Source organism: Clostridium sp. YIM B02551 (assembly GCF_022324735.1).
GTDB classification, from domain to species: Bacteria; Bacillota; Clostridia; order Clostridiales; family Clostridiaceae; genus Clostridium_T; species Clostridium_T paridis.
In genome coordinates this window covers 385,444-407,653 of sequence record NZ_JAKGTF010000001.1, presented here as the reverse complement: position 1 = coordinate 407,653, position 22,210 = coordinate 385,444, and the positions used below count along the sequence as shown (strand labels likewise).

The following is a 22,210-nucleotide window of genomic DNA, read 5'->3' as shown; positions in this document are numbered from 1 at the left end:
TCCCCCTGTGTACTTTATCTTATTTTTTACTTCCCATTCCATTTTTTAAAAGTTCTATCATTGCCTTTATGTCTCTTTCATTTTTAGAAAAATCTTCATCTACAATATCTTCTCCAAGACTTCTTGCCTTACTCATCATGTGTTCCTTAATCTTAAAGGATACTCCTGTTATAAAAAGAGTAAGAATATTATCGTCTATATCAGTTCTTATAGAGCCATTATTTTGTCCATCTTTGATTAATTTTAAGAGATATTCATTTGAAAGCTTCATCATATATTCCATTGATTCATCAGTTAACCCGCTATATTTTCCTAAAAATACGTCTTGAATAAATATAACTAATTCTCTTTCTTCTCTCATTTGAACCCATACGTCTTTAGCATTTGCATAAAGGAATTCAAATAAATCAATTTCTTTATTTCCAAGTGTCATATAGCTGCTGTATTTCTTTACTAGAAATTCTAATGACCACTTCACTGAAAACATAAACAATTCTCGTTTATTTTCAAAATACTGATACATGCTACCTTTTGCAACGCCAGCATTTTTTGCAATGGTTCCTATGTTCCCTTTTTCAAATCCATTACTTATAAATTCATTTATTGCTGCCCTCATTATCTTTTCTTGTTTCTCAAAAGGTAAATTTAAAAAAGTATCCTTTGGCATATTAACACCACCTTATAGTTATTTTCTCTATTTACTTATTATCTTAAGCAATCAATTTATTTTTTTATTGATTACTATCATTCCTCCTTATGACTTTCGGGTCATGTGACTCTTTAGTCATATAATATGACTTTTAAGTCACATTGTCAATATAAATATTTATAATAAAAAAATAGACAAATAAAAAGAGTTTATTCTTTCTACTGTCTACTTTCTAGACATTGTTTAATTTGTATAGCTTATCTCTATAGGTGTAAATTGATTTAAATTATAAATACCTAATTCTTTTTCAATGTTTGCAACTTCATTAACTATATGTTTAAATCCATCCTCCCCAAATTTCTGCTCTTCTATTTTCTCAAAGAGATCGCCAAGTTCTTTAAATTCTTCTGGATTTACTACCTCATGAAAAGCGGGAAAAATAACTGTATCTTCACGAGCAGAATGAGGGTCATACATGTTTATATAGATTGATAACAATCGAATCAATTGAAGTTTATTTTCAAAATAACAGGTATTTTTTGTTGAAGAATAAATTATATTATTTGTTAATTTACGTGCTGCGTTATGTTGATTTAGAAGTGTATTTATAAGTTCACTATACTTAGGATTGCTTGAAAGTTTCGGAAAAACATATTGTTCCTCAAGTCTTTGATGATAATCTTCTATGAATTGTTGTGCTATCATAGCAGTATTATAAATAATAGAGTAAATAATAACTCCGCTATTCATTTTTTGTCCACTTAAATATTTCAATGCATCATTATATATTAATAGCATACGATGCATGACACCATGCTCACGCATTAAGTCTTCTGTAGGATAAATCTCTATTTCTTTGTTTTCCTTGATATTTAAACTCGTTTCAATCACTTCCCTTTATTAATAAATACTCATTGGTTTAATATATGTTTTAAAATTTATATTTGATAACAAAAGGAGTACTAATTTATATCAATAAAAAACAATCCAATAAATTTAATTAATGGATTGTTCTTTATATTTGGTATTTAGTTATAAGTAGCTTATGCTTTCTTCCAACGTTTAAGTGTTGGTAGTAAAGCAGTCATTTCTTTTCTTGCCTCTTCTTCTCCTATTGCTTTTCCTAAAACAGGCACAATTAGCTCAATCATATCTTCCTTAGTCATATTGGGATCAATAAACTTTCCATCTTTATAGCAATTTGTGCAATAAATACTTCTACTTCCGTCTGGTTCTTTTGCTATGAAATGTTTATGCTCTTCATTAAAAGGTAAACCACAACTTTGACACATTTTTACTTCTGTCAATTTCATCATTCCTTTCGTTAAAGCTTAATATTATTATACTGATTTTATTATAAATTAACCCTTAAGTCCATTAGCTTGTCTTTCCATATTTTCTATAACAACATCATGAATGTCTCCTAATGAAGCGCAATATTCAAGCACCTTCCATGGAGCATTGGTATGAAAATGTATCTTTACTAACTCCTCATCTCCAACTGCAAGTAAACAATCTCCTTCAATGTTTTTTGTTATATATTCATTTATTTCATCTTCTGAAAGATTTTCTCCTTCGATTAATAACTGTGTATCAAACTTATATTCAATCATAACTAATCTCCTTTTCATTTCTTATATATTTATTTCTAAACTCACTAGGAGTTTCTTTACGGCATTTTTTAAAAAATCTACTAAAATAATTTCCATCATTAAACCCTGTATCCATTGCTATTTCAACAATGCTTTTATCTGTTTTAAGTAAAAGCTGAACTGCTTTCTGAATACGGACTCTATTCAAAAACTCCATAGGGGAAAATCCTGTGACGGTTTTAAATACTCTTGAAAAATGAATTGTGCTTAAATGAATAACTGCAGATAGCTCATCTAAAGTTATTTTTTCTGAGTAATGCTCTTCAATGTATGTAATAACTGGTTTAATTTGTCTTACTCTTCTGTACTGCATATCATACTCTGCTTGATCTGGTATTGTCTTAGCATATCTGCGTAAAAGTGCAGTCAATATCTGATAACTTAATCCCCTTATAGCAAGTGTATATCCCTGTTTTTTCTCCAGAAATTCATTAATTATAAATTTCATACTTTCTACTAGAAAGTTATCATTTGTGATTTTATTTTTAAATAATATTCTATTTTTCAAAAGCTGATCCATACACATTATTTGCCTTAAATCAGGTTGATTTCCTAAAAGCAATGATATATCTAATTTTAACAAATAATACTCTACAACGGAATTTGGATTTTCTATAGAATGTATTTCATATGGGTTTACAATAATAATTTCTCCCTGATTCGCTATAACCTTTTGTTCTCCGCACGTTAATTCTAATGTTCCCTTTTCAATGTACATAAGTAACAACTGCTCATGCCAGTGAGGTGGAATAATACTTTCATTTTCCATAAAAATGCAATATTCTATGTCAACTACTCTAGACTGATCCTTATCCTTCGCATATCCATACATATTCTCATTGATTAACAAATCATTCCCCATTGCTTCCCCCTAACGCTAACATTGTGCTATTATTTGATGAAATTATCCATGCTGTTTTCTTTGCTTTGCAATATACTAATTATAGCATATGATTATTCAAAATCCTATATATCATGTTAAGCTTCATGAAATGCATGGATTCTTTCGAAACATATATAACAATACTTATGCTAATAATGTGCTAGGAGATGTTTATATTCATGAAAAAAATCGTTATTTTAAATGGAAGTCCACATAAGTCCGGAAAAACAATGACTCTAGTGAATGAAGTGTCAATGGAAATTAAGGATAAAGCTCTTGAAATAAAGACTTATGACTTAAATACAATGCAAATAAGTGGCTGCCAAGGATGTTATGGCTGTAAAAAAACAGGTAAGTGTGTAATTAAAGATGATATGCAATCAATATATGAAGACATTGATACTGCGGATGGTGTTATTTTCGCAACCCCAGTATTTTTTTGGCAAATGACTGCACAATTAAAGCTTGCTATCGATAGACTCTTCGCTTATTTTAAACAAGATTATTCCAGCTTTCTTTCACCTAATAAAAAAGCATTGTTATTAGCAACCTTTGGGGGTGGTGATATGTCTCAGTATCAAAACTATTTTGACACTGTTGGCAAAAGCCTTGTATTCATGGGTTTTGGCGAATATAAGGTTCTTATTACTGGCGGCTTAAAGGATTCAAAAGATTTATTACAGCGTTCAGAAGTATTATCAGATGCAAAAGAAATGGGCAAATGGTTATTAGCTTAAGTTTCACATTTTTATATAAAAAAGGTCGCAAATCATGCGACCTTTTACATATAAGAAAGATTTAATAGAGATTGTTCTACATTTTATTCAAATTCTTAGCTACTTTTTCTACTAATTTATTCCCTCAATCTCGTTATTTAAAATTTTATTTTTTAAATCTTCAACTTTATCTTTGATTGTTGTGGCTATCTTTATGAATTCTTCATCACTTTTGCCTGTTGGATCATCTAATCCCCAATCCTCTATATGCTTTGCTGGTAAGAATGGGCAAACTACGTTACATCCCATTTTCACTACGATATCTACTTCAGGAATGTCAGTTAATAATTTTGATCTGTGATTTTCATTCATGTCTACACCGTATAGATCTTTTATTATTCTCACTGCATCTTGATTAATATGATCCTTTAATTCTGTTCCAGCTGAGTATGATTCAAATACATCACCTGCAAATAATTTTCCTAATGCTTCTGCCATCTGTGATCTACAAGAATTGTGGACACATATAAAGGCAACCTTTGGTTTATTCATAAAAATAACACACCTTCCTAATTAAATTACTTTACATCTAGTTGTTTTTGTTTAGATTTTGAGAATCTTTTTTAAATACAATTGAATTATCATTGAGCTTAGATGGTTTTCCTAGTGAAGTAATTGGTTTTTGTATAATTCCTACAAGCTCCCAACCTTCTTCACCATATTTATTTAACTCTTCTTCTAATGATAAATCACTATCCATACTAATAAATTTATCTACTGTAAATACTTTATATTTCCATTCAGCACTCATAAGTTCACCTCTTTATTAATTATTTATGAGATTAAGGTCACCAAGAACTATTCTTAACTCTATTAAACAATTAATATTTTGTGCTTATCTATTACTTATTATTTTTAATCTAGTATATTTAAAAGTTCTTTTCCTTTTACTTCTTCTGATTTCCATTCAATTACAGCAAAGTTACCACTAGAAATTTCATTAACTTTATTTATCCACTGAATTTCATTACTTGCCTTTGCCTTTAGAATTTTGTTTGTGGTATTTGTAGCATATAAGCTCGAGTTAATAATCCACCACTTACTATTAATGCCTGCACGTTTTAAGTCTTCATCTAATCTTAAAGCCTCATAAACAGGTGTTGTTTCAGCTAATGTTACTATAACAACTTCTGTTTCATATGAATTTTTAAGCTTTGGTAATAGCTTAATAACAGATTCTGGTACATCACCTTGGGAACGCTGTATTTCTTTATTATAGCTTTGAGTTGAATCTAATAAAAGTAGTGTATGCCCTGTAGGTGCTGTATCTATAACAACAATTTCATTTTCTGATTTCTCAACAATTTCTGCAAAAGCTCTAAATACAGCAATTTCCTGAGTACAAGGAGATCTTAAATCCTCTTCTACATATTCTAAATCTTCTTCACTCATAGTTTCCCTAGCTTTACTTAATACTTCTTCTCTATATTTTTCTAATTCTTTTTTCTCATCTATATTACTTATAGAAATACCGTAGCTTTCATCTAAAACAAATTTTAAGTGTGCTGCTGGATCAGTTGTTGTAAGATGTACTTTCTCACCTTTTTCTGCTAAACCTAATGCAATAGCAGCTGCTATTGTAGTTTTACCAACTCCGCCTTTTCCCATTGTAAATATAACTTTTTTATTAGAATTATATAAATCATCAATTACAGCTTTTAGTCTAGGAATATCATCAACACTTAAATTTTCTTCACTTTGACTTACATTATCTTCAGTTAAAAAAGCCCTTACATTTTCAAGTCCTGTTATATTATAAGGTCTTAATGGTATTTCAAAAGTCTTGAGATTAGTTAAATATTTAGGCATTTCATTTAATGCCTTTTGCTGTTTTTCATATAATGCAGTTGATAGCTTATCATCATGGCTTTGAAGTACACCATTTATAATTAGAATTTGATTATTAACACCTATTTCTTGTAACTCTTTAGATGCTCTTTCTGCTTCTTTAAGTGGAGAAGTTTCTGGTCTTGACACTAAAATCAATGTTGTTAAATCTTTATTTGCTAATGCCTTTACTGCATTTTTATAAATCTCTTTTCTATCTTCTAATCCAGCTAACTGTCCAAGACATGAGGCTCCATGTTTACTTTCATTTATAAAGTTACTCCAGGCTGATGGTAGTTGCAGCATTCTAAGGGTATGACCTGTTGGTGCAGTGTCAAATATCACGTAATCATACTCTTTTTGAATCTTTTCATCTGTTATAAAATTTGAAAACTCATTGAATGCTGCTATCTCAACTGTACAAGAGCCTGAAAGTTGCTCCTCCATGTTCTTTATAACTACATCTGGAAGCTTCCCTCTATAGGGTCCAACTACACTCTCCCTATATTCTTTAGCTGCATCTTCAGGATTAAAGTTTGCTACAACAAGATTAGGCACTTCTTTTATTTGAGTTCCCTTATTATTAAGCTCAGTGTTAAAAACATCCTGTAAATTAGATGCTGGATCTGTGCTTATAAGCATTATTTTCTTTCCTCTATCTGCTAATGTCATTGCTGTTGCACAAGCAGTTGAAGTTTTTCCAACCCCACCTTTTCCGGTAAAGAATAAATATTTAGTTAATTCTAACTCATTTAGGTTAAATGGCGTAGCCATATTTACACATCCCTTCACTAATTAGCAGCATCCACCCTTGCAGCCGCAACTTTTAGGTTTAGCATTAAGTGTAGCTTTCTTTATTGCAACTTTAAGGTAATCTTCTGGTATATCTAAAAGTGAACAAAATTCATCATTAGTTGGATATCCTTTTGTTTTAACTACTTTATCTTCTACAACGATTACTGGAAGAATATCTACTCCATGGCTATTTAATAATTCATTTATAACTTTATTGTCTACAAAAGCTTGAGGATTGCTTGTTAAATTATATCTTTCAACGATGATTCCATTACTCTTTAAGTTATTTAATACAGTTGACACTCTTAAAAGTTCTGGATCTACTCCTGGACCACAAACTCCAGTTGAGCAACACATTGCTGGATCAAAAATAATCATTTTTTTCATAAGACACAACTCCTTTAATCTTTAAATTCTAATTTTCACAACTCTCTTTTTTCGTGACATTTTTGCATATACAATCATCTGTTTCAGTTATAATGTTCATTAAATATAATATAAGCTTATTTGCCTTTGTATTATCAAGTGCATAATGACTCCATAATCCTTCTTTTCTACATTTGACAAGGCCGCAATCAATTAAAACCTTCATATGATGTGACAATGTAGGTTGAGTAAATTCAAAATTTTCTAATATGTCACAGGCACACTTTTCCCCGCAAGAAAGAATATCTAAAATTTCCAACCTATTAGGGTCAGATAATGCTTTAAATATTTTTGCATTTATCTCATAATTTTTATCCATTAAATCACCTCTTATATAGATAACTATCTATATATCAATCATAGACATTCATCTATATAGTGTCAATAAGACTTATATATATTTAACATTTATTAACACAATATATATATGCACATCAATATTATATTCAGCTCTTCTTTATTTGTTTCTGCATATATAACAATAAAATCTCTAGAACTTATAAAATGTATATAAGAAGGACTCCTTATATACTTTCATAATCATCTATATATTATTTAATTATATTTCTCTAATGGACTTCGTCTTTCCATCATAATTGTGTTTCTCCACTTTCCATTTCTATCTTTTCCTACTTTTTCTCTATATCCAATCTCTCTAAATCCACATTTCTTATGTAGATTTATACTTGCCTCATTTTCCTCCATAATACCTGATTGAATTGTCCAATATTCATGATCTTCTGACTCAGTTATTAGACATGAAAGCAATTTTGAACCTACTCCTTTTCCTTTGTAATTATTATCTATATATATGCTTAATTCTCCTACCCCTGCATATACGCATCTACTTGAAACTGCAGATAAAGCAGCCCAACCAATAACTTTTTCTCCTTCTAAGGCAACCAAACGACAACTCTTAACGTGTCCTTTATCCCATTCCTCATAAGATGGACACTCAGTTTGAAAGGTTGAAATATTTGTATCCATACCTTGCTGATATATCCTTGCTACACCTTCCCAATCCTGCTTTACCATGCTTCTAATATTTACTTCCATAATACTTCCTCCCCAATTTAACCTTTAAACTTTTTTGCTATTTCTTTATTCCTAAAATATCGTCCAGTACATCTAAATCCGATAATAAAGAATTTTCCCTAATTGTCCCTAAAAAAGAACCTGTGTTTTTTACTTGGATAAGATTTTTAGTCATTGAACCTATTGAATTAAGAATCATAAATGTCGGTAAACTTACTCTAGCTATTCCTAAATCTATACAATTATTTATGGAAAACTCTTGTATGTTATAAGGAAGACCTGCTGCTATACTAATAGGCCCGTCTATTTCTTTCGCAAGAAGCTTTATTTCATCAAGAGTTTTTACATATGCTACGAAACAAATATCTGCGCCAGCTTCTAAATATTTATTAGCTCTTTCTATTGCAACTTTAAGTGCTTCTTCTCTGTTATCATAAGCCTTTAAGGCATCAGTTCTAGCATTTAATATAAAATCATTTTTATTAAGTTCTTTTTTTATCTTCTTAACCGTGTCTATCTTCTCTAGCATTACACTTTCATTATAAATTTTTAAAGTGTCACCATTAATTTGATGATTTAAATCTTCTATGTTTATTCCTGAAACACCAATGTTTATAAATTCTTTTATTACATTACTAAAGTATTCGCCTTCACCGTAACCATCTTCCCCATCTGCTATAACAGGAATATTTACTGCCTCAACAATTTCCTTTGTAACTTTTAAATTAGTCTTTAAATCAATATCCTCTTCACTCATATAACCTTTTGCGATAGAAAAACTATATCCTGAACATTGAACTGCTTGAAATCCCGCATACTCAATAACTTTTGCTGAAATGCCATCATAGGCATCCGGCATTATAATTGTCTTTCCTGAATTTAATAGTTCTTTTATAACTCTATCTCTTTCCATTTTACACCTCATTCTAGACTAAAATATTCGTATACAAGTTCTTTAAATTGTATCAGTTTTTATATCTATAATTTTAACATAAATCCATGATATGGAAACAGTTTAAATATAAAGACACACTCTCTAAATTTTGAGAATGTGTCTTTCTGCTTTTAATATTAATTATGCTTCCTTCTCAGAATTGAAATATCTTTTTCTCCATGCTAATGCTACATTTACCAATCCAATCATTACTGGAACTTCCACAAGTGGTCCTATTACAGCTGTGAAAGCTTCTTTTGATTCTATTCCAAAAACTGCAACTGCTACAGCTATAGCAAGTTCAAAGTTATTACTAGCTGCAGTAAATGATAACGTTGTTGTTCTTTTATAGTCTACGCCTGATTTATAACTAATAAAGAAAGAAACTGAAAACATTATTGCAAAATAAATCATAAGTGGTATTGCGATTCTTACAACATCTAAAGGTAATTCTACAATATATTTCCCTTTGTATGTGAACATTACTATGATTGTAAATAATAATGCAATTAAAGCTAATGGGCTTATTTTAGGCACAAACTTTTTAGTGTACCATTCCTTACCCATTTTAGGCTCTAAGAAAAGTCTTGTTAACATACCAAGTGCAAAAGGTATTCCAAGATAAACCGCTACTGAAGATGCTACTTCTCCCATTGAAATATCTACCTTATAACCAGTTAAGCCTATCCATGTTGGTAAAACTGTTATAAATATATAGGAATATATAGAATAAAATATTACTTGAAATATTGAATTAAATGCTACAAGTGCAGCTGCATATTCTGTATCTCCATCTGCTAAGCTATTCCAAACAATAACCATGGCAATACATCTTGCTAGTCCTATTAATATTAATCCTGTCATATATGCAGGATATCCCTTTAAAAAGACTACTGCTAGAACAAACATTAGTATCGGTCCTATAATCCAGTTCTGTACTATTGATAATCCTAGAACTTTAGGATTTCTAAACACTTTTCCTAGTTCTTTGTAGTTTACTTTTGCTAGTGGTGGATACATCATAACAATTAATCCTATTGCTATTGGAATAGATGTGGTACCAACTGATAACTTAGATAACCCTTCTGATAAACTAGGCACACCCCAACCTAAAAGTATTCCTATTGCCATAGCAAGAAATATCCATAACGTTAAATAACGATCTAACCACGATAATTTTGATTTTTTATTAATCATATGAATCACTCCTATTTTGTATAATTATTAAAGTCAACTTTGCCTTCTTTTAAGTCATCACAACTTAAACCGCTCTCTTTATATTTATTAAGTCTTTTATAATCTTCATTACACTTATTCATCTTAGTTACATGTGTTCTAATGATTTCATTTATAAAAGGATATTCCTTTACTGTTTCTTCATTTATTTTATAGTACACATACTTAGTAACTTTATAGTAATCTAATATTTTAGCATTAGTTAGCTTATTTAAGTGTCTTGAAGCATTTGATTGGTTGATATTTAGTATAACTTCAATCTCACAAACACAGAGTTCTTCGTCCTTAAGAATATTTAATATTCTTATACGTGTCTCATCCGATAATGCTTTCATCACTTGTACTAAATCCATAATTTCACCTCTCATATGATTATATTCGTTTTTAATCATATGATAATCATGCTTAATTTGCAACCTCTATTTTTATTATTTAGCATAGATTTAACAATTCTATTTAAACTACAATAATATTGAATTTATTTTTAATATTTGGTAACATTACATAATACTACTATACTTTTTCTGGAGGATTAAAATATGAAAAGCAAAGGTTTAATAAAAAAGATTTTACTTCTTTCCTGTGCAGCTTTAGTTATTACACTAAGTGGCTGTACAAAAGCACCAAGTAACACTGCTAACACTTCAAAATCAAATAGTGATTATAAAAGTAAGTACAGTGGTAAAAAACCTATTGTAACTATTGAAATGGAAGATGGTTCTAAGATTAAAGCAGAACTTTATCCTGATGTTGCACCTAAAACTGTAGATAATTTTGTAGACTTAATTCAAAAGAACTTCTATGACGGAATAATTTTTCATAGAGTAATTCCTGACTTTATGATTCAAGGGGGAGATCCAACTGGTACTGGTACTGGAGGATCAGATAAAACTATTCCTGGAGAATTTAGTGAAAATGGCTTCAAGAACGACTTAAAACATACAAGAGGGGTTCTTTCAATGGCAAGAACTAATGATCCTGACTCTGCAAGTTCTCAATTTTTTATTATGGTAAAGGACGCTCCAAGTCTTGATGGGAAGTATGCTGCTTTTGGTAAAGTAACTGAAGGTATGGAAGTTGCAGATAAAATCGTTAGTGTAAAAAGAAATTCTCAAGATAAGCCACTTACTGACCAAAAAATGAAGAAAGTTACTGTTGAAATACAATAAATTTAAAAGAGCTGCCATAAAGCAGCTCTTAACTTTTTAACAAAACTATATGGACTTCTAATGTTTCATTTTCTTCATCGCATTCAACAAAGACTTTTCCCCCGTGAAGATTTACTATGCTTTTTACTATAGGCAATCCTAAACCTGAACCTTCAACCTTTAAGTTCCTAGAAGTATCTCCTCTATAAAACCTCTCAAATATTTTATTTACCTTATCTTTTTCTAATTCTCTATATTCATTTCTTACTATAAATTCTACCTCGTTAAAAGATTCTTTAATTTCTATATTTACTTCACTACCCTTTTTACTGTACTTTATTGCATTAGTAAATATATTTTGAAATACTCTAGCTATCTTATCTCCATCAATGTTTAGCATTATTTCTTCCTCTGAAAAATCTCTTATAAAATCTATATAAGCATTTTTACTTTCTAGCTCTAATTCTCCTAAGCATTGACCTATTATTTCTATAATATTTATTCTACTTTTATTAAGTTTAATGTCCTTACTTTCTAGCTTCGAATATTCAAATAAATCGTCTATCAAGCTTTTTAGTCTCTTTGCATTATCTAAAGATATATTTGAATATTTATTTACATCTTCTTCTTGAGTACTTTTTTTATTTATAAGCTCTAAATAGCCAATTAAGGATGTAAGTGGAGTTCTTAAATCATGAGATATATTTGTTATCAATTCATATTTTTGCTTTTCTTCTTCTTGCTCCTTCTCTCTCATTTGCTTAAGATTTTTTGACATATTATTTATTTCTTTAGCTAATACATTTAATTCATCTCTTCCTTTTTCATTAATGGTATAATCTAAATCTCCAGATGATAATATTTCTACCCCTTTTGCTATTTTCCCTATATATCTTGCTTTCCTATTTATTAGTAAATATATTATAGCTATCATTAAAATAATTGGTGCTACAAGAAGCCATATATAATACTCACTAGATTTTATAGTTGTATTTTTCCATACATATAAATAACATTTTTCATTATCAACTTTTACTTCATATACTCTGTAAAAAACTGATTTCTCATCTTTAAATGGATGGCTTAAATCTATATATGAAAAAGGTATATAATTTTTATTTCCTGTTTTACTTATGTTACTAGACTTTAAAAGGATTTGTCCATCATTGTCTGTTATAGCCATATTAAAGTTGTTAAGCTTAGCTACTTCGTCTAAATATTCTTCACATGAATCACTCTTTCTAGTAACAAATCTACTACTTTCAACATAAGCCTCATTTGCCTTGTTTACTAATGTTTCTGGATATTCACCCTTATTATTTTCTATAAAAATTACTGTTAATACTACTGTAACTAAAAGTGCTAGGATATTTATAATCAAAAGACTTCTACTTAAGCTTCCAAATAATATTTTCTTTATTCTATTTATCAAATTTATACCCAACTCCCCATACTAATTTTATAAATTCAGGATTCTTAGAGTTAATCTCTATTTTCTCTCTTATATTTTTAATATGTGAAGCTACGATATTGCTGGCATTAAAATAAGGTTCATCCCAAACATTTTCATATATTTGTCTATTGCTTAATACTCGTCCCCTATTTTCTATTAGTAAATCTAATATATTAAACTCTATTGGTGTTAACCTTACAAATTCTCCATCTACATAAACTTCTCTTGAATCCTTATTTATTTCTAGATTATCTACAATTAAATTCTTAGAATCACTTTTACCTGAAAATTCTATATATCTTCTTAGCTGTGATTTTACCCTTGCCATAAGTTCTATAGGATTAAATGGCTTAGTTACATAGTCATCAGCTCCCACGTTTAAACCTAATATCTTGTCACAGTCCTCTGATTTTGCTGACAGTAAAATTATTGGCAGCTTTTTCTTCTCTCTTATTTTTAAGCAAGCTTTTATTCCATCAAGTTTAGGCATCATTATGTCAAGTATAATTAAGTCTATATCATTGTCATTAAGTTTATTTATAGCATCTATTCCATCCTCAGCTAAAATAACCTTATATCCTTCATTTATAAGATAAATTTCTATTAATTCTCTTATTTCGCTATTATCATCAACTACTAAAATAGTACTACTCAATACTTATCACCCTTCTAAAAGTTTATTTTTTCCTTTACTACATATAAAGGTCTATCCTTACTTTCTTCATATATTCTAGATATATATAATCCTATAACACCTAAGGAAATTACTTGAATTCCTATAAAAAAGGCTACCATAGAAAATAAGATTAGCGTATGATCAGAATTATTTATTAATCCATATATTAAAAGCACACTTGAGATAAACTCTATAATAATTCCCAATTTTATTATAAACTTTATAGGTTTAGTTGAAAATGATATTATTCCATCTTCTGCTAATTTAATCATTTTTTTGAGAGAATACTTGGTATATCCATTTAGTCTCTTATCCCTTTCAAATTCCACATAAGTTTGCTTAAATCCAATCCAGGACACCATTCCCCGTATAAATCTGTTTTTCTCTGGCATATTCTTTAAATATTCTACTACTGCCCTATCCATGAGCCTAAAATCTCCTGTGTTTCTTGGTATATTTATATCTGACATATAGCCTAGAAACTTATAAAAATATTTTGCTGTAGTTAGTTTAAAGAAACTTTCTCCTTTTCTTTCAGTTCTTTTTCCATAGACCACATCATATCCTTGTTCCCATTTTTCTATCATGTTAATTATAAGTTCTGGTGGATCTTGAAGATCTCCATCAATTACAACAACTGCATCCCCTTTTGCATTATTTATACCTGCAGTAATAGCTATTTGATGACCGAAGTTTCTTGAAAAATCTATCACCTTGCAATTTTTATCTATATTACACACTTCTTTTAACTTTTCTAAGGTTTTATCTTTGGAGCCATCATTAATAAATATCATTTCATAATTTAGCTTATTATTTTCTACCACCTGCTTCACTCTTCTATAGCATTCATGAATTAAATTTTCTTCTGAATACATAGGTATTACTATTGATATTAATTTATCTTTCATATATTTTCTCCTTCTATACTTTTTTCTTTAAAGGCCGTTAATGGCAATATAATAAATAACCAACTTACTATAAAGGAATATCTATCTTGTGATTCTGTTATCATATACAAAAGCCCATAGCCACAATAAATTATATAAAGTAGATTTATAATTGGATTCTTTAAGTATTGCTGCCTATTATATAAACCCTTATAAGTAAGTACCATCATTATCAAATAAAATAATTGTCTATATGCTTGCCCATAATTGTTCAAATCTATAGTTATATCTTTAGGTTCTATATCCCTCTCACTCCAATAAATCCCCCCAAAATCTCCTTCACTCCACTGAACAGTAAATTTTCTTCCTAAAAAATATAGTAACTTTCCAGGTGAGGTCTCTGTATATCTTTCTTTTACTAGTTCCTTAGCAGCATGTTCTGTTTCATAATAGTTGCCATTGAAAGCTGCTGCTACTTCTGCATCTTCTTCATTCCACCTTCCAAAGGTAGTCATATTAGTTCCCTTTAATATTGATGTCCAAGGAGTTTCACTCCCATGCCATAAATTATATTCTGTGATTCCTAGCTCCTTTAAAGTAGCATTAACAGTTACTAATGGAATAATAAAAGCTATCAAAATATATGCTATTGCTACTGTCTTATATTTAAAGGATTTCTTAATATAAACTAAGGTATATAATATAAATGCAATAACTATAACTGAAGCTACCATTCTAAAGAAATTGCCTATTGATAAGATTAGTCCAGCTAATAATAAATACTCCTTAGGCTTTTTGTCTTTTATAACTAAAATAAATAGATATACACTTCCTAAGTAAAAAGATATTGCTATATTCTCTGTACAATAGGCTGCTGTGTAAATTATTGTTGCAGGATATATTGCTGCTAAATACATCCCCCATATTGTTTTCTTCTCTTCCTTAAATATTTCTTTTGAAATCTTATAGCATATAAATACCCCAATAGTTGAACTTATAACATTAATTAGTTTAAGAGTTAATAATGGAATGGAAGAAATAAATCTTATTAGTGCAAAATAAAGTACTGGTATAGTTAAGTGTGGAAATCTTGCATAATAATTAAATCCTTTAAATATAGAATATTCTCCATTTAATACAAGCTCACTCCTTTCATACATGCCAGCAAAGTCTGATACAGGTACACTATTTATTGAAAGTATCCAAGCAAGTCTTATTAAGAAGGCAAAAATCATTATGCCCATTAATATTCTCCTGGTGCTAAATCCTTTTTTTATTGCAATAAGTAATGCTATTGTAGTTAGGCTAAATAAGGCTATAACTTCCATGTTTAGTGATTTATAATACTCAACATAACGTATATATAATCCATAAGTTACAAAAACCACTAAAAGCAATAATATTTTTAGACACTTATTTATAAAGATTGAGAATCCTTTCTTCACTTCATCACCCCTTATTTCCATGATAGCTAGTAAATTTCAAGAAACTATTTGAAAAATAATGAAGATTCTATGAAGAAATATTACGAGTACATCCTTTAATCAATTGAATATATACCTAAAACAGTGAGCTTAATACGTTTACTTCTTATTTATTTCTGTATATATAAGATGTACTCCACTCTCATTAATTGATAATACATATCCATAGTCCTATAATAAGAAAGGTCTTTTATTATAAAATATGGAGTTGAATACAGATGACAAATAGAAATAAACATACTATACACCATGTTCTATCTCATTGGCATAATGTTAAATTAAAGCTAATGCTAGAAGGAATCATTGTTGGTATTTTTACTGGGTTATTAATTGTTTTTTATAGACTTACCCTTGAAAAAGCAGAAGAATTAAGAAATAAATTTTTAGAATTACAATCTCATAACCACTTAATGATTATTGTGGGATTTTTAGTTTTAATTGTAGCTGCACTTATTGTTGGTAAGTTAGTTGTTAGTGAGCCACTAATAAGCGGAAGTGGAATCCCTCAAGTTGAAGCTATATTAAAAGGAAAACTTAAAATGAATTGGCTTCCTGTAATTATTAAAAAATTTATTGGTGGAGTTATATCTATTGGAGCTGGTTTGTCTTTAGGAAGAGAAGGTCCATCAATTCAATTAGGTGCTGCCGTTGGACAAGGTATCGGCAAGATATTTAAAAGAATGAAAATAGAAGAAAAGTATCTTATTACAAGTGGAGCAAGTGCTGGTCTTGCAGCAGCTTTTAATGCGCCTCTCGCTGGAGTAATGTTTGCTCTTGAAGAAGTTCATAAGCATTTTTCTCCTCTAGTATTACTTTCTGCAATGTCAGCATCATTAACTGCTGATGTTGTTTCTAAGCATTTCTTTGGACTAAACCCAGTATTTAATTTTAATCATATAAATCCTCTACCTATTGATGCTTATGGGTATATTATTGTTTTAGGAATTGTAGTTGGATTATTTGGTGTTTTCTATAATTATGTACTTTTAAAAACCTTAAAAGTATATGATAATCAAAAATGGCTACCAAATAAGTTCAAACTTTTAGTACCTTTCATCATTTCTGGCATATTAGGATTATTTTTACCTGAAGTACTTGGCAGTGGTCATTCAATTATAAATTCATTAATTTCTGGGAGCTTTACTTTTAAAGTAATCCTAATCCTTTTAGTAGTAAAATTTATATATTCCATGATAAGTTTTGGTTCTGGTGCTCCAGGTGGAATATTTTTTCCTCTTTTAGTTTTAGGGGCTATAACTGGAAGTATATATGTACACATATTAATTCAATTTTTCAACTTGAATCCAGAATATATGAATAACTTCATTATCTTAGCAATGGCTGGATATTTTGCTGCAATTGTAAGAGCTCCTATCACAGGAAGCATATTAATAACTGAAATGACAGGCTCTCTAACCCATTTATTATCTTTAAGCATAGTTTCATTAGTTGCTTATATTATTGCTGATTTATTGAGATCTGAACCAGTATACGAATCTCTTTTAGATAGAATATTAAAAAGTAATAACTTAACTGCTTCATCAGAAAATTCTAAAGATAAACTTATTCTTGAAATACCGGTATTTGTAGATTCTGAAATGGATGGTAAACCTATAAGAGAATTAAGCTTACCTGATAACTGTCTATTAGTTGCAATTAAGCGAGGGGAAAAAGAAATAATCCCAAGAGGTGATACTATTATTTACTCTGGAGATTATCTAAATGTTTTAGTTGATGAAAACATGGCTTCTTTAGTAAATGATAATTTAATGGATAAGTGTGGACAATATTAACCAATTCTTATATACTATAAAAATCGTAATAGTCATATAATTAATCACTATAATACAAGGAGGAAAAATGGAGCTAGAAACAAATGAACATTTATCTAATACAAAAACCCAGAAATATCTAGGTGAGAAAGGCTTTGTTGTTTTCATAACCCTACTAAGTGCCTTTATTCCACTTTCTACGGATATATATTTACCTGCACTCCCTAAAATGGTAGATAGCTTTAATACCAGTGCTAGTGTTATAAATCTTACACTAATATTTTTCTTTATCTTTTATGCTTTAGGAACTATTTTATGGGGACCTCTTAGCGACAAGTATGGTAGAAGAAAAATCTTAATTGTCGGACTTTCTATTTATACTATTGCAAGCTTATTATGTGTTTTTTCTCAGAATGTCTATGAACTTATTTTATTTAGAATACTTCAATCAATAGGATGTGGAGCGGCAACTGCAGTATCTACTGCTATAGTTAAAGATTCTTATAGTGGAAGAAAACGTCTGACTATACTGGCATTAGTTCAATCTATGGGAATGCTCTCTCCTATAATTTCACCTGTTATTGGTGCAATTATATTAAGTTTACTTTCTTGGAGAGGTGTTTTTGTGGTATTAACTCTTTTAGGAGTATTAACTTTAGCTGGAAGCATAGCTATGGAAGAAACCATAGAAGAACGCTATATGGGAAGCATATTTAGATCTATTGGAAATCTTGGAGTTGTTTCAAAGAACATAAAATTTATGTCTTTAGTTTTTACCTTCTCCATTATGTCAATTGCATCTATGTCATTTATATCTTCTTCATCATATATTTTCGTTGATAATTTTGGTTTAAGTGAAAAGGTATATAGTTATTACTTTGCAGCAAATTCAATTTTCTTTCTTATAGGCCCTTTATGCTTTGTTAAATTGTCCAAGCACTTTCCTAAAGTACCCTATATAACTATTGCTTATGATGTTATGTGTGCTAGCGGATTATTTATGTTTATGATTGGTAAGATAAGTCCTGTATCCTTTATGCTTTCACTAATACCAGCATCCTTCTTTGGCAGCTTAATACGTCCTCAAACCACTCATATTATGTTAGAACAAGTTAAGGGTGACACTGGTGCTGCCTCTTCAATTATGAGTTGCGCCTTCACATTTTTTGGGTGCATTGGAATGCTTATAATTTCCTCTGGGATTTTAAATAGAATAACTCTTATGGGACTTCTATATATTATAACTTCAATTATAAGCTTAACAATTTGGCTAAGCTTTTCGAAAAAGCACGTATAATCAAGATCTATATATACAAAAATAGTGGTTAAAATTTAACCACTATTTTTTGTTTATCTATTATTTTTAAAAGGAACTATAAAATAAAACTCAGCTCCTTTACCATCTTTGCTTATAACCCCATATTCAAAATTATGAAGTTTCAATATCTCACTGCATATAGCTAGTCCTAGTCCCATTCCTCCGCTCTTTTTGCTTTTATAATATCTTTCCCATATGCCTTCAACATACTTTTCATCGATTCCTTCACCATTGTCTTTTACTGATATTCTTATACCCTGCTCTTCATCTATTGCACTCAGCTCTATAAACTCACCATCATTGCTAAACTTTATTGCATTATCAATAAAATTATAAATTACCCTATATAAATAATTACTGTCTGCAAAAATATCTTCATCTTTATTTAACAGATTAATTTTTAATGTAAGATTTTTATTTTCCAACTGAATCCTAAGTGAATTTTGAAAATCAAGTAAAAATTCATTTAGATTGAAGTTTTCCTTTTTTAATATATCTGTTCCTCCCTGTAACTTTGAAAGCTGCAATATAGCTATTACAAGAAGGTTTAATCTATCTACTTCTTTAATTATGTCTTCTAAATACTTCTTTTTATCCTCTTCTTCTAATATATCATCGTATATAGCTTCACTATAATTTCTTATTACACTTAAAGGTGTTTTGAAATCATGAGATACATTTGCAATAAAATCTCGTTGCATAACATTTTTCGTTTCTATTGAATCTGCCATTATTTTCAGGCTATTAGATAACTCTTGTATTTCATCATTGGTATCAACATCAACATCAATATCAAAATTACCTTGAGTTATGTCTAATGATGCTTTTTGAAGTTTAATAATTGGTCTGGTAATTCTTTTCCCTATCATAGATACAAGAGGTATTGAAATAATTAGAGCAACTAAAAATATAATAGATAGGATTATATATGTAGATCTCATATACTCAGCTGAAAATTTATTGTTTTGTAGAATAATTATATCTCCCAAATCAGTATTGTTCTTATAATATAAGAACTCTTGATTCATTTGATTCTTATATTTCCCCTTTTCCTTTAATGCTTCAATACTAGTATTTTTTATGACAGACATCATTCCCATTTTTGATGCGGAAAGTGTAGTTATTTCTCCATCTTTAACAAGGATTGCGCTAGATACTTGATACTCTGATATTATATCTGAGTACTGAGTTCCAGACTTCAGTGCTTCATATATTTTATCTGAAGCAGTTTTAAGCTCTGAATACTGCATATTAACATAAAAATATGATAAGAAAATACTGCTAGATAAAAAACAAAATATAATTACCAAAACTATCATTCCAATGAAGTACTTTATGAGCCTTAATGTTAATTTCCCCATAATTTCACCTCCAATTTTTCTACGGTTTATTCTTCAATCTTAATCTGTAATTTATATCCCACACCCCATACTGTTTTTATGTGTTTATTACAGTATTTAATCTTTTCTCTCAAGTTTTTTATATGAGTGTCCACAGTTCTGGTATCTCCCATAAAATCATAAGACCAAACTTTTTGTAAAAGCTGCTCTCTTTTAAACACCTGCTCTGGATTTTTACATAGAAATATTAAAAGGTCAAATTCCTTTGGAGTAAGAGTTAGCTCATTTCCGTTTTCAGTCACTATTCTTTTTTCCTCTGAAATACACATATTTTCAAATTTAAATTCCTCTTGTACTTCAGTAGTGTTTTTTTTGATTCTAAGACCTACTCTAAGTATTAGCTCTTTCATACTGATCGGCTTGACCATATAGTCAATGGCTCCAAGCTCTAATCCAAATATCCTATCTTCTTCTTCTCCTCTAGCAGTAGTTATAATTACTGGAGTGTCCCCTTTATTTTTAATTTTTCTTAAGAGTGACCAGCCATCTTTTTCTGGCATCATAATATCTAAAATTATAATATCGTATTCATTGTCATCTATAGCTTCTTCACCTTTTGCCCCATCATTCATAACCACTACATCATACCCTTCATTTTTCAAATAAAGCATCATGACTTCAGCTAGTTTTTTTTCATCCTCAATTATAAGAATTTTCCCCTTCATCTTAAGATACCCCCTTTGTAAGTTTGTTTCTAGTACTATTCTATAACTTTCACAATTCTATCACAATTATCTCATAATTTAATCAATATATAAAATTATTATATAAATATAGACAGTAGTAATTGTGAAAATTAAATTTAATTAAAAGGAGTGTTTTTTATGAAAATCAAAAATATCGTATTATCTCTAGCAATTGTATCTGTAATGGGAGTTGGTACAACGGCGTATGCTGCTACATCTAGTTCAGCATCTGAAAGTAATCTAACCAATCAAACCTGTTCTGGGGTTGGCTTAGGTAGGGTTACAAATATGCGTGGATATGATATCCTAACCAATCTTTTGAAAAGCAAAGGTGCAACAGATGAGGAAATTTCTTCATCATTAAATTCAGGCGAATCTCTCTATGATCTTGTAAAAGAAAAGGGCGTAACTGATGAACAAATCAAAGAGTACATGGTAAATGAAAAAACAAAAGGCATAGATGAAGCTGTGGCTAGCGGTAAATTTACTAAAATGCAAGGAGAGGAATTAAAAGAAGATATCAAAGAAAATTCTGCAAACTGCACTACTCCTGGTCAAGGAAATGGCAATATGAGAGGCATGGGGAATAGAGGAAATAGTACCGGAGGAAGAATGGGAATGCATCGTTCATAAATTAAAAGGGACTGTAACATGATTTGTGTATATACAAATCTGTTGCAGTCCCTATGATGCACTCTATACTATTCAAGTATGAGAGTTTTTTTATTCGTCTTCTTATCATAGGTTTTAATGATGATTATGTTCCCCATGATGATTACATACTACATCTTTATCCTCTAAAGTTCCGTTAATGTATTTTTCAACCACCTTCAGATACTCTCCAGAAGCACCCTTTACTACCTGAAGACCATTCTGCTGTAGACCAGCAATTGCTCCTGGGCCGATTCCTCCTGTAATAACTACATTTGTACCATGACTTACAAGTAAATCTGCTAATCCTTGATGCTGATGTGTAAGTTCTGCAGAAGAAATTTCTTGAACTTGTATAACTTTGTTATCTTCTACTGTTATAATTACAAAGCTCTTACTCATTCCAAAGTGTTGATTCACCACATCTCCATTATTAGGTATTGCTATTTTCATATTATATTACCTCCACTTTATTATTGTCATATGCTATTTATATTATATGATAGCAATAAGTTACTGTCA

At 29.8% G+C, this 22,210-nt stretch carries 26 protein-coding genes; 5 read left to right on the top strand and 21 right to left on the bottom strand.

Features of this window, described 5'->3' with window-relative positions; translation table 11 throughout:
* Positions 1–19: 19 nt before the first annotated feature.
* The 5 genes from L1S47_RS02180 to L1S47_RS02160 all read right to left on the bottom strand — a co-directional run bounded on the left by L1S47_RS02180 (position 20) and on the right by L1S47_RS02160 (position 3,163).
* Entirely contained in the window at positions 20–667 is a 648-nt protein-coding gene (locus tag L1S47_RS02180; RefSeq protein ID WP_238881844.1) for a TetR/AcrR family transcriptional regulator, read from the bottom strand.
* Positions 668–892: 225 nt separating this feature from the next.
* Complete coding sequence (locus tag L1S47_RS02175; RefSeq protein ID WP_238881843.1) at positions 893–1,540, bottom strand: hemerythrin domain-containing protein; 648 nt, start codon at positions 1,538–1,540, stop codon at positions 893–895.
* A gap of 152 nt (positions 1,541–1,692) precedes the next feature.
* Positions 1,693–1,965: a zinc ribbon domain-containing protein gene (locus L1S47_RS02170; protein ID WP_238881842.1), complete on the bottom strand. Its 273-nt coding sequence runs from the start codon at positions 1,963–1,965 to the stop codon at positions 1,693–1,695.
* A 45-nt stretch (positions 1,966–2,010) separates the two neighbouring features.
* Complete coding sequence (locus L1S47_RS02165; RefSeq protein ID WP_238881841.1) at positions 2,011–2,262, bottom strand: kinase to dihydroxyacetone kinase; 252 nt, start codon at positions 2,260–2,262, stop codon at positions 2,011–2,013.
* Positions 2,255–3,163, bottom strand: a complete 909-nt coding sequence (locus L1S47_RS02160; RefSeq protein ID WP_238881840.1) for an AraC family transcriptional regulator — start codon at positions 3,161–3,163, stop codon at positions 2,255–2,257. Before L1S47_RS02160 ends, L1S47_RS02165 begins: the two co-directional genes overlap by 8 nt.
* 200 nt (positions 3,164–3,363) lie before the next feature.
* Here L1S47_RS02160 and L1S47_RS02155 point away from each other — a divergent pair, with 200 nt between their 5' ends.
* On the top strand, positions 3,364–3,921 hold the full coding sequence (locus tag L1S47_RS02155; protein WP_238881839.1) for a flavodoxin family protein: 558 nt from the start codon (positions 3,364–3,366) through the stop codon (positions 3,919–3,921).
* Positions 3,922–4,032: 111 nt separating this feature from the next.
* Here L1S47_RS02155 and L1S47_RS02150 read toward each other — a convergent pair whose 3' ends face one another.
* From L1S47_RS02150 to L1S47_RS02110, 9 genes are all read right to left on the bottom strand, one after another.
* Positions 4,033–4,452 (bottom strand): arsenate reductase ArsC, encoded by a 420-nt coding sequence (locus L1S47_RS02150; RefSeq protein ID WP_238881838.1) that lies wholly within the window; start codon positions 4,450–4,452, stop codon positions 4,033–4,035.
* A 37-nt stretch (positions 4,453–4,489) separates the two neighbouring features.
* On the bottom strand, positions 4,490–4,711 hold the full coding sequence (locus tag L1S47_RS02145) for a DUF4177 domain-containing protein (protein WP_238881837.1): 222 nt from the start codon (positions 4,709–4,711) through the stop codon (positions 4,490–4,492).
* A 104-nt stretch (positions 4,712–4,815) separates the two neighbouring features.
* Positions 4,816–6,561, bottom strand: coding sequence for an arsenical pump-driving ATPase (gene arsA / locus L1S47_RS02140; protein WP_238881836.1), 1,746 nt, complete (start codon positions 6,559–6,561; stop codon positions 4,816–4,818).
* 21 nt (positions 6,562–6,582) lie between these two features.
* On the bottom strand, positions 6,583–6,969 hold the full coding sequence (gene arsD / locus L1S47_RS02135) for an arsenite efflux transporter metallochaperone ArsD (protein WP_238881835.1): 387 nt from the start codon (positions 6,967–6,969) through the stop codon (positions 6,583–6,585).
* A gap of 28 nt (positions 6,970–6,997) precedes the next feature.
* Positions 6,998–7,327: a metalloregulator ArsR/SmtB family transcription factor gene (locus L1S47_RS02130; RefSeq protein WP_238881834.1), complete on the bottom strand. Its 330-nt coding sequence runs from the start codon at positions 7,325–7,327 to the stop codon at positions 6,998–7,000.
* A gap of 236 nt (positions 7,328–7,563) precedes the next feature.
* Complete coding sequence (locus L1S47_RS02125; RefSeq protein WP_238881833.1) at positions 7,564–8,064, bottom strand: GNAT family N-acetyltransferase; 501 nt, start codon at positions 8,062–8,064, stop codon at positions 7,564–7,566.
* Between the two features lie 37 nt (positions 8,065–8,101).
* A complete protein-coding gene (locus L1S47_RS02120) occupies positions 8,102–8,956 on the bottom strand; it encodes an isocitrate lyase/phosphoenolpyruvate mutase family protein (protein ID WP_238881832.1) in 855 nt (284 codons plus the stop codon).
* A 162-nt stretch (positions 8,957–9,118) separates the two neighbouring features.
* Positions 9,119–10,174, bottom strand: a complete 1,056-nt coding sequence (arsB, locus tag L1S47_RS02115; RefSeq protein WP_238881831.1) for an ACR3 family arsenite efflux transporter — start codon at positions 10,172–10,174, stop codon at positions 9,119–9,121.
* Positions 10,175–10,185: 11 nt separating this feature from the next.
* Positions 10,186–10,566 carry a metalloregulator ArsR/SmtB family transcription factor gene (locus tag L1S47_RS02110; RefSeq protein ID WP_238881830.1) on the bottom strand — a complete coding sequence of 127 codons (381 nt, stop codon included), beginning with the start codon at positions 10,564–10,566 and terminating at the stop codon, positions 10,186–10,188.
* Positions 10,567–10,920: 354 nt separating this feature from the next.
* Between L1S47_RS02110 and L1S47_RS02105 the strand changes: the two genes are divergently transcribed.
* Complete coding sequence (locus tag L1S47_RS02105) at positions 10,921–11,382, top strand: peptidylprolyl isomerase (protein WP_238881971.1); 462 nt, start codon at positions 10,921–10,923, stop codon at positions 11,380–11,382.
* A gap of 28 nt (positions 11,383–11,410) precedes the next feature.
* On the opposite strand, the gene L1S47_RS02100 is transcribed toward L1S47_RS02105, so the two are convergent.
* From L1S47_RS02100 to L1S47_RS02085, 4 genes are read right to left on the bottom strand one after another with little or no spacing between them, the layout of a single operon-like run.
* Positions 11,411–12,793 (bottom strand): HAMP domain-containing sensor histidine kinase, encoded by a 1,383-nt coding sequence (locus L1S47_RS02100; protein WP_238881829.1) that lies wholly within the window; start codon positions 12,791–12,793, stop codon positions 11,411–11,413.
* A complete protein-coding gene (locus L1S47_RS02095; RefSeq protein ID WP_238881828.1) occupies positions 12,783–13,469 on the bottom strand; it encodes a response regulator transcription factor in 687 nt (228 codons plus the stop codon). Before L1S47_RS02095 ends, L1S47_RS02100 begins: the two co-directional genes overlap by 11 nt.
* A gap of 14 nt (positions 13,470–13,483) precedes the next feature.
* A complete protein-coding gene (locus L1S47_RS02090) occupies positions 13,484–14,398 on the bottom strand; it encodes a glycosyltransferase family 2 protein (RefSeq protein WP_238881827.1) in 915 nt (304 codons plus the stop codon).
* Entirely contained in the window at positions 14,395–15,822 is a 1,428-nt protein-coding gene (locus L1S47_RS02085) for a glycosyltransferase family 39 protein (protein WP_238881826.1), read from the bottom strand. The genes L1S47_RS02090 and L1S47_RS02085 overlap by 4 nt, the downstream gene beginning before the upstream one ends.
* 257 nt (positions 15,823–16,079) lie before the next feature.
* Here L1S47_RS02085 and L1S47_RS02080 point away from each other — a divergent pair, with 257 nt between their 5' ends.
* Positions 16,080–17,654, top strand: coding sequence for a ClC family H(+)/Cl(-) exchange transporter (locus L1S47_RS02080; RefSeq protein WP_238881825.1), 1,575 nt, complete (start codon positions 16,080–16,082; stop codon positions 17,652–17,654).
* Between the two features lie 67 nt (positions 17,655–17,721).
* Positions 17,722–18,930 carry a Bcr/CflA family efflux MFS transporter gene (locus tag L1S47_RS02075; RefSeq protein ID WP_238881824.1) on the top strand — a complete coding sequence of 403 codons (1,209 nt, stop codon included), beginning with the start codon at positions 17,722–17,724 and terminating at the stop codon, positions 18,928–18,930.
* A gap of 53 nt (positions 18,931–18,983) precedes the next feature.
* On the opposite strand, the gene L1S47_RS02070 is transcribed toward L1S47_RS02075, so the two are convergent.
* Positions 18,984–20,312 carry a HAMP domain-containing sensor histidine kinase gene (locus tag L1S47_RS02070; RefSeq protein ID WP_238881823.1) on the bottom strand — a complete coding sequence of 443 codons (1,329 nt, stop codon included), beginning with the start codon at positions 20,310–20,312 and terminating at the stop codon, positions 18,984–18,986.
* A gap of 26 nt (positions 20,313–20,338) precedes the next feature.
* The gene (locus L1S47_RS02065; protein WP_238881822.1) at positions 20,339–21,016 is read right to left on the bottom strand and encodes a response regulator transcription factor; all 678 of its coding nucleotides are present in this window, start codon (positions 21,014–21,016) and stop codon (positions 20,339–20,341) included.
* A 159-nt stretch (positions 21,017–21,175) separates the two neighbouring features.
* Between L1S47_RS02065 and L1S47_RS02060 the strand changes: the two genes are divergently transcribed.
* Positions 21,176–21,670: a hypothetical protein gene (locus L1S47_RS02060; protein ID WP_238881821.1), complete on the top strand. Its 495-nt coding sequence runs from the start codon at positions 21,176–21,178 to the stop codon at positions 21,668–21,670.
* A 114-nt stretch (positions 21,671–21,784) separates the two neighbouring features.
* Here the strand turns inward: L1S47_RS02060 and L1S47_RS02055 are convergent, their stop codons facing one another.
* Positions 21,785–22,141, bottom strand: a complete 357-nt coding sequence (locus tag L1S47_RS02055; protein WP_238881820.1) for a NifB/NifX family molybdenum-iron cluster-binding protein — start codon at positions 22,139–22,141, stop codon at positions 21,785–21,787.
* Positions 22,142–22,210: the final 69 nt, after the last annotated feature.

Bases quoted from the DNA above. Each gene is read 5' to 3' on its own strand.
- L1S47_RS02110 (WP_238881830.1), bottom strand. From the start codon at position 10,566: ATGGATTTAGTACAAGTGATGAAAGCATTATCGGATGAGACACGTATA.
- arsB (WP_238881831.1), bottom strand. From the start codon at position 10,174: ATGATTAATAAAAAATCAAAATTATCGTGGTTAGATCGTTATTTAACG.
- L1S47_RS02120 (WP_238881832.1), bottom strand. From the start codon at position 8,956: ATGGAAAGAGATAGAGTTATAAAAGAACTATTAAATTCAGGAAAGACA.
- arsA (WP_238881836.1), bottom strand. From the start codon at position 6,561: ATGGCTACGCCATTTAACCTAAATGAGTTAGAATTAACTAAATATTTA.
- L1S47_RS02145 (WP_238881837.1), bottom strand. From the start codon at position 4,711: ATGAGTGCTGAATGGAAATATAAAGTATTTACAGTAGATAAATTTATT.
- L1S47_RS02105 (WP_238881971.1), top strand. From the start codon at position 10,921: ATGGAAGATGGTTCTAAGATTAAAGCAGAACTTTATCCTGATGTTGCA.
- L1S47_RS02155 (WP_238881839.1), top strand. From the start codon at position 3,364: ATGAAAAAAATCGTTATTTTAAATGGAAGTCCACATAAGTCCGGAAAA.
- L1S47_RS02080 (WP_238881825.1), top strand. From the start codon at position 16,080: ATGACAAATAGAAATAAACATACTATACACCATGTTCTATCTCATTGG.
- L1S47_RS02160 (WP_238881840.1), bottom strand. From the start codon at position 3,163: ATGGGGAATGATTTGTTAATCAATGAGAATATGTATGGATATGCGAAG.
- L1S47_RS02125 (WP_238881833.1), bottom strand. From the start codon at position 8,064: ATGGAAGTAAATATTAGAAGCATGGTAAAGCAGGATTGGGAAGGTGTA.
- L1S47_RS02170 (WP_238881842.1), bottom strand. From the start codon at position 1,965: ATGATGAAATTGACAGAAGTAAAAATGTGTCAAAGTTGTGGTTTACCT.
- arsD (WP_238881835.1), bottom strand. From the start codon at position 6,969: ATGAAAAAAATGATTATTTTTGATCCAGCAATGTGTTGCTCAACTGGA.
- L1S47_RS02055 (WP_238881820.1), bottom strand. From the start codon at position 22,141: ATGAAAATAGCAATACCTAATAATGGAGATGTGGTGAATCAACACTTT.
- L1S47_RS02060 (WP_238881821.1), top strand. From the start codon at position 21,176: ATGAAAATCAAAAATATCGTATTATCTCTAGCAATTGTATCTGTAATG.
- L1S47_RS02130 (WP_238881834.1), bottom strand. From the start codon at position 7,327: ATGGATAAAAATTATGAGATAAATGCAAAAATATTTAAAGCATTATCT.
- L1S47_RS02070 (WP_238881823.1), bottom strand. From the start codon at position 20,312: ATGGGGAAATTAACATTAAGGCTCATAAAGTACTTCATTGGAATGATA.
- L1S47_RS02090 (WP_238881827.1), bottom strand. From the start codon at position 14,398: ATGAAAGATAAATTAATATCAATAGTAATACCTATGTATTCAGAAGAA.
- L1S47_RS02150 (WP_238881838.1), bottom strand. From the start codon at position 4,452: ATGAATAAACCAAAGGTTGCCTTTATATGTGTCCACAATTCTTGTAGA.
- L1S47_RS02165 (WP_238881841.1), bottom strand. From the start codon at position 2,262: ATGATTGAATATAAGTTTGATACACAGTTATTAATCGAAGGAGAAAAT.
- L1S47_RS02065 (WP_238881822.1), bottom strand. From the start codon at position 21,016: ATGAAGGGGAAAATTCTTATAATTGAGGATGAAAAAAAACTAGCTGAA.
- L1S47_RS02075 (WP_238881824.1), top strand. From the start codon at position 17,722: ATGGAGCTAGAAACAAATGAACATTTATCTAATACAAAAACCCAGAAA.
- L1S47_RS02180 (WP_238881844.1), bottom strand. From the start codon at position 667: ATGCCAAAGGATACTTTTTTAAATTTACCTTTTGAGAAACAAGAAAAG.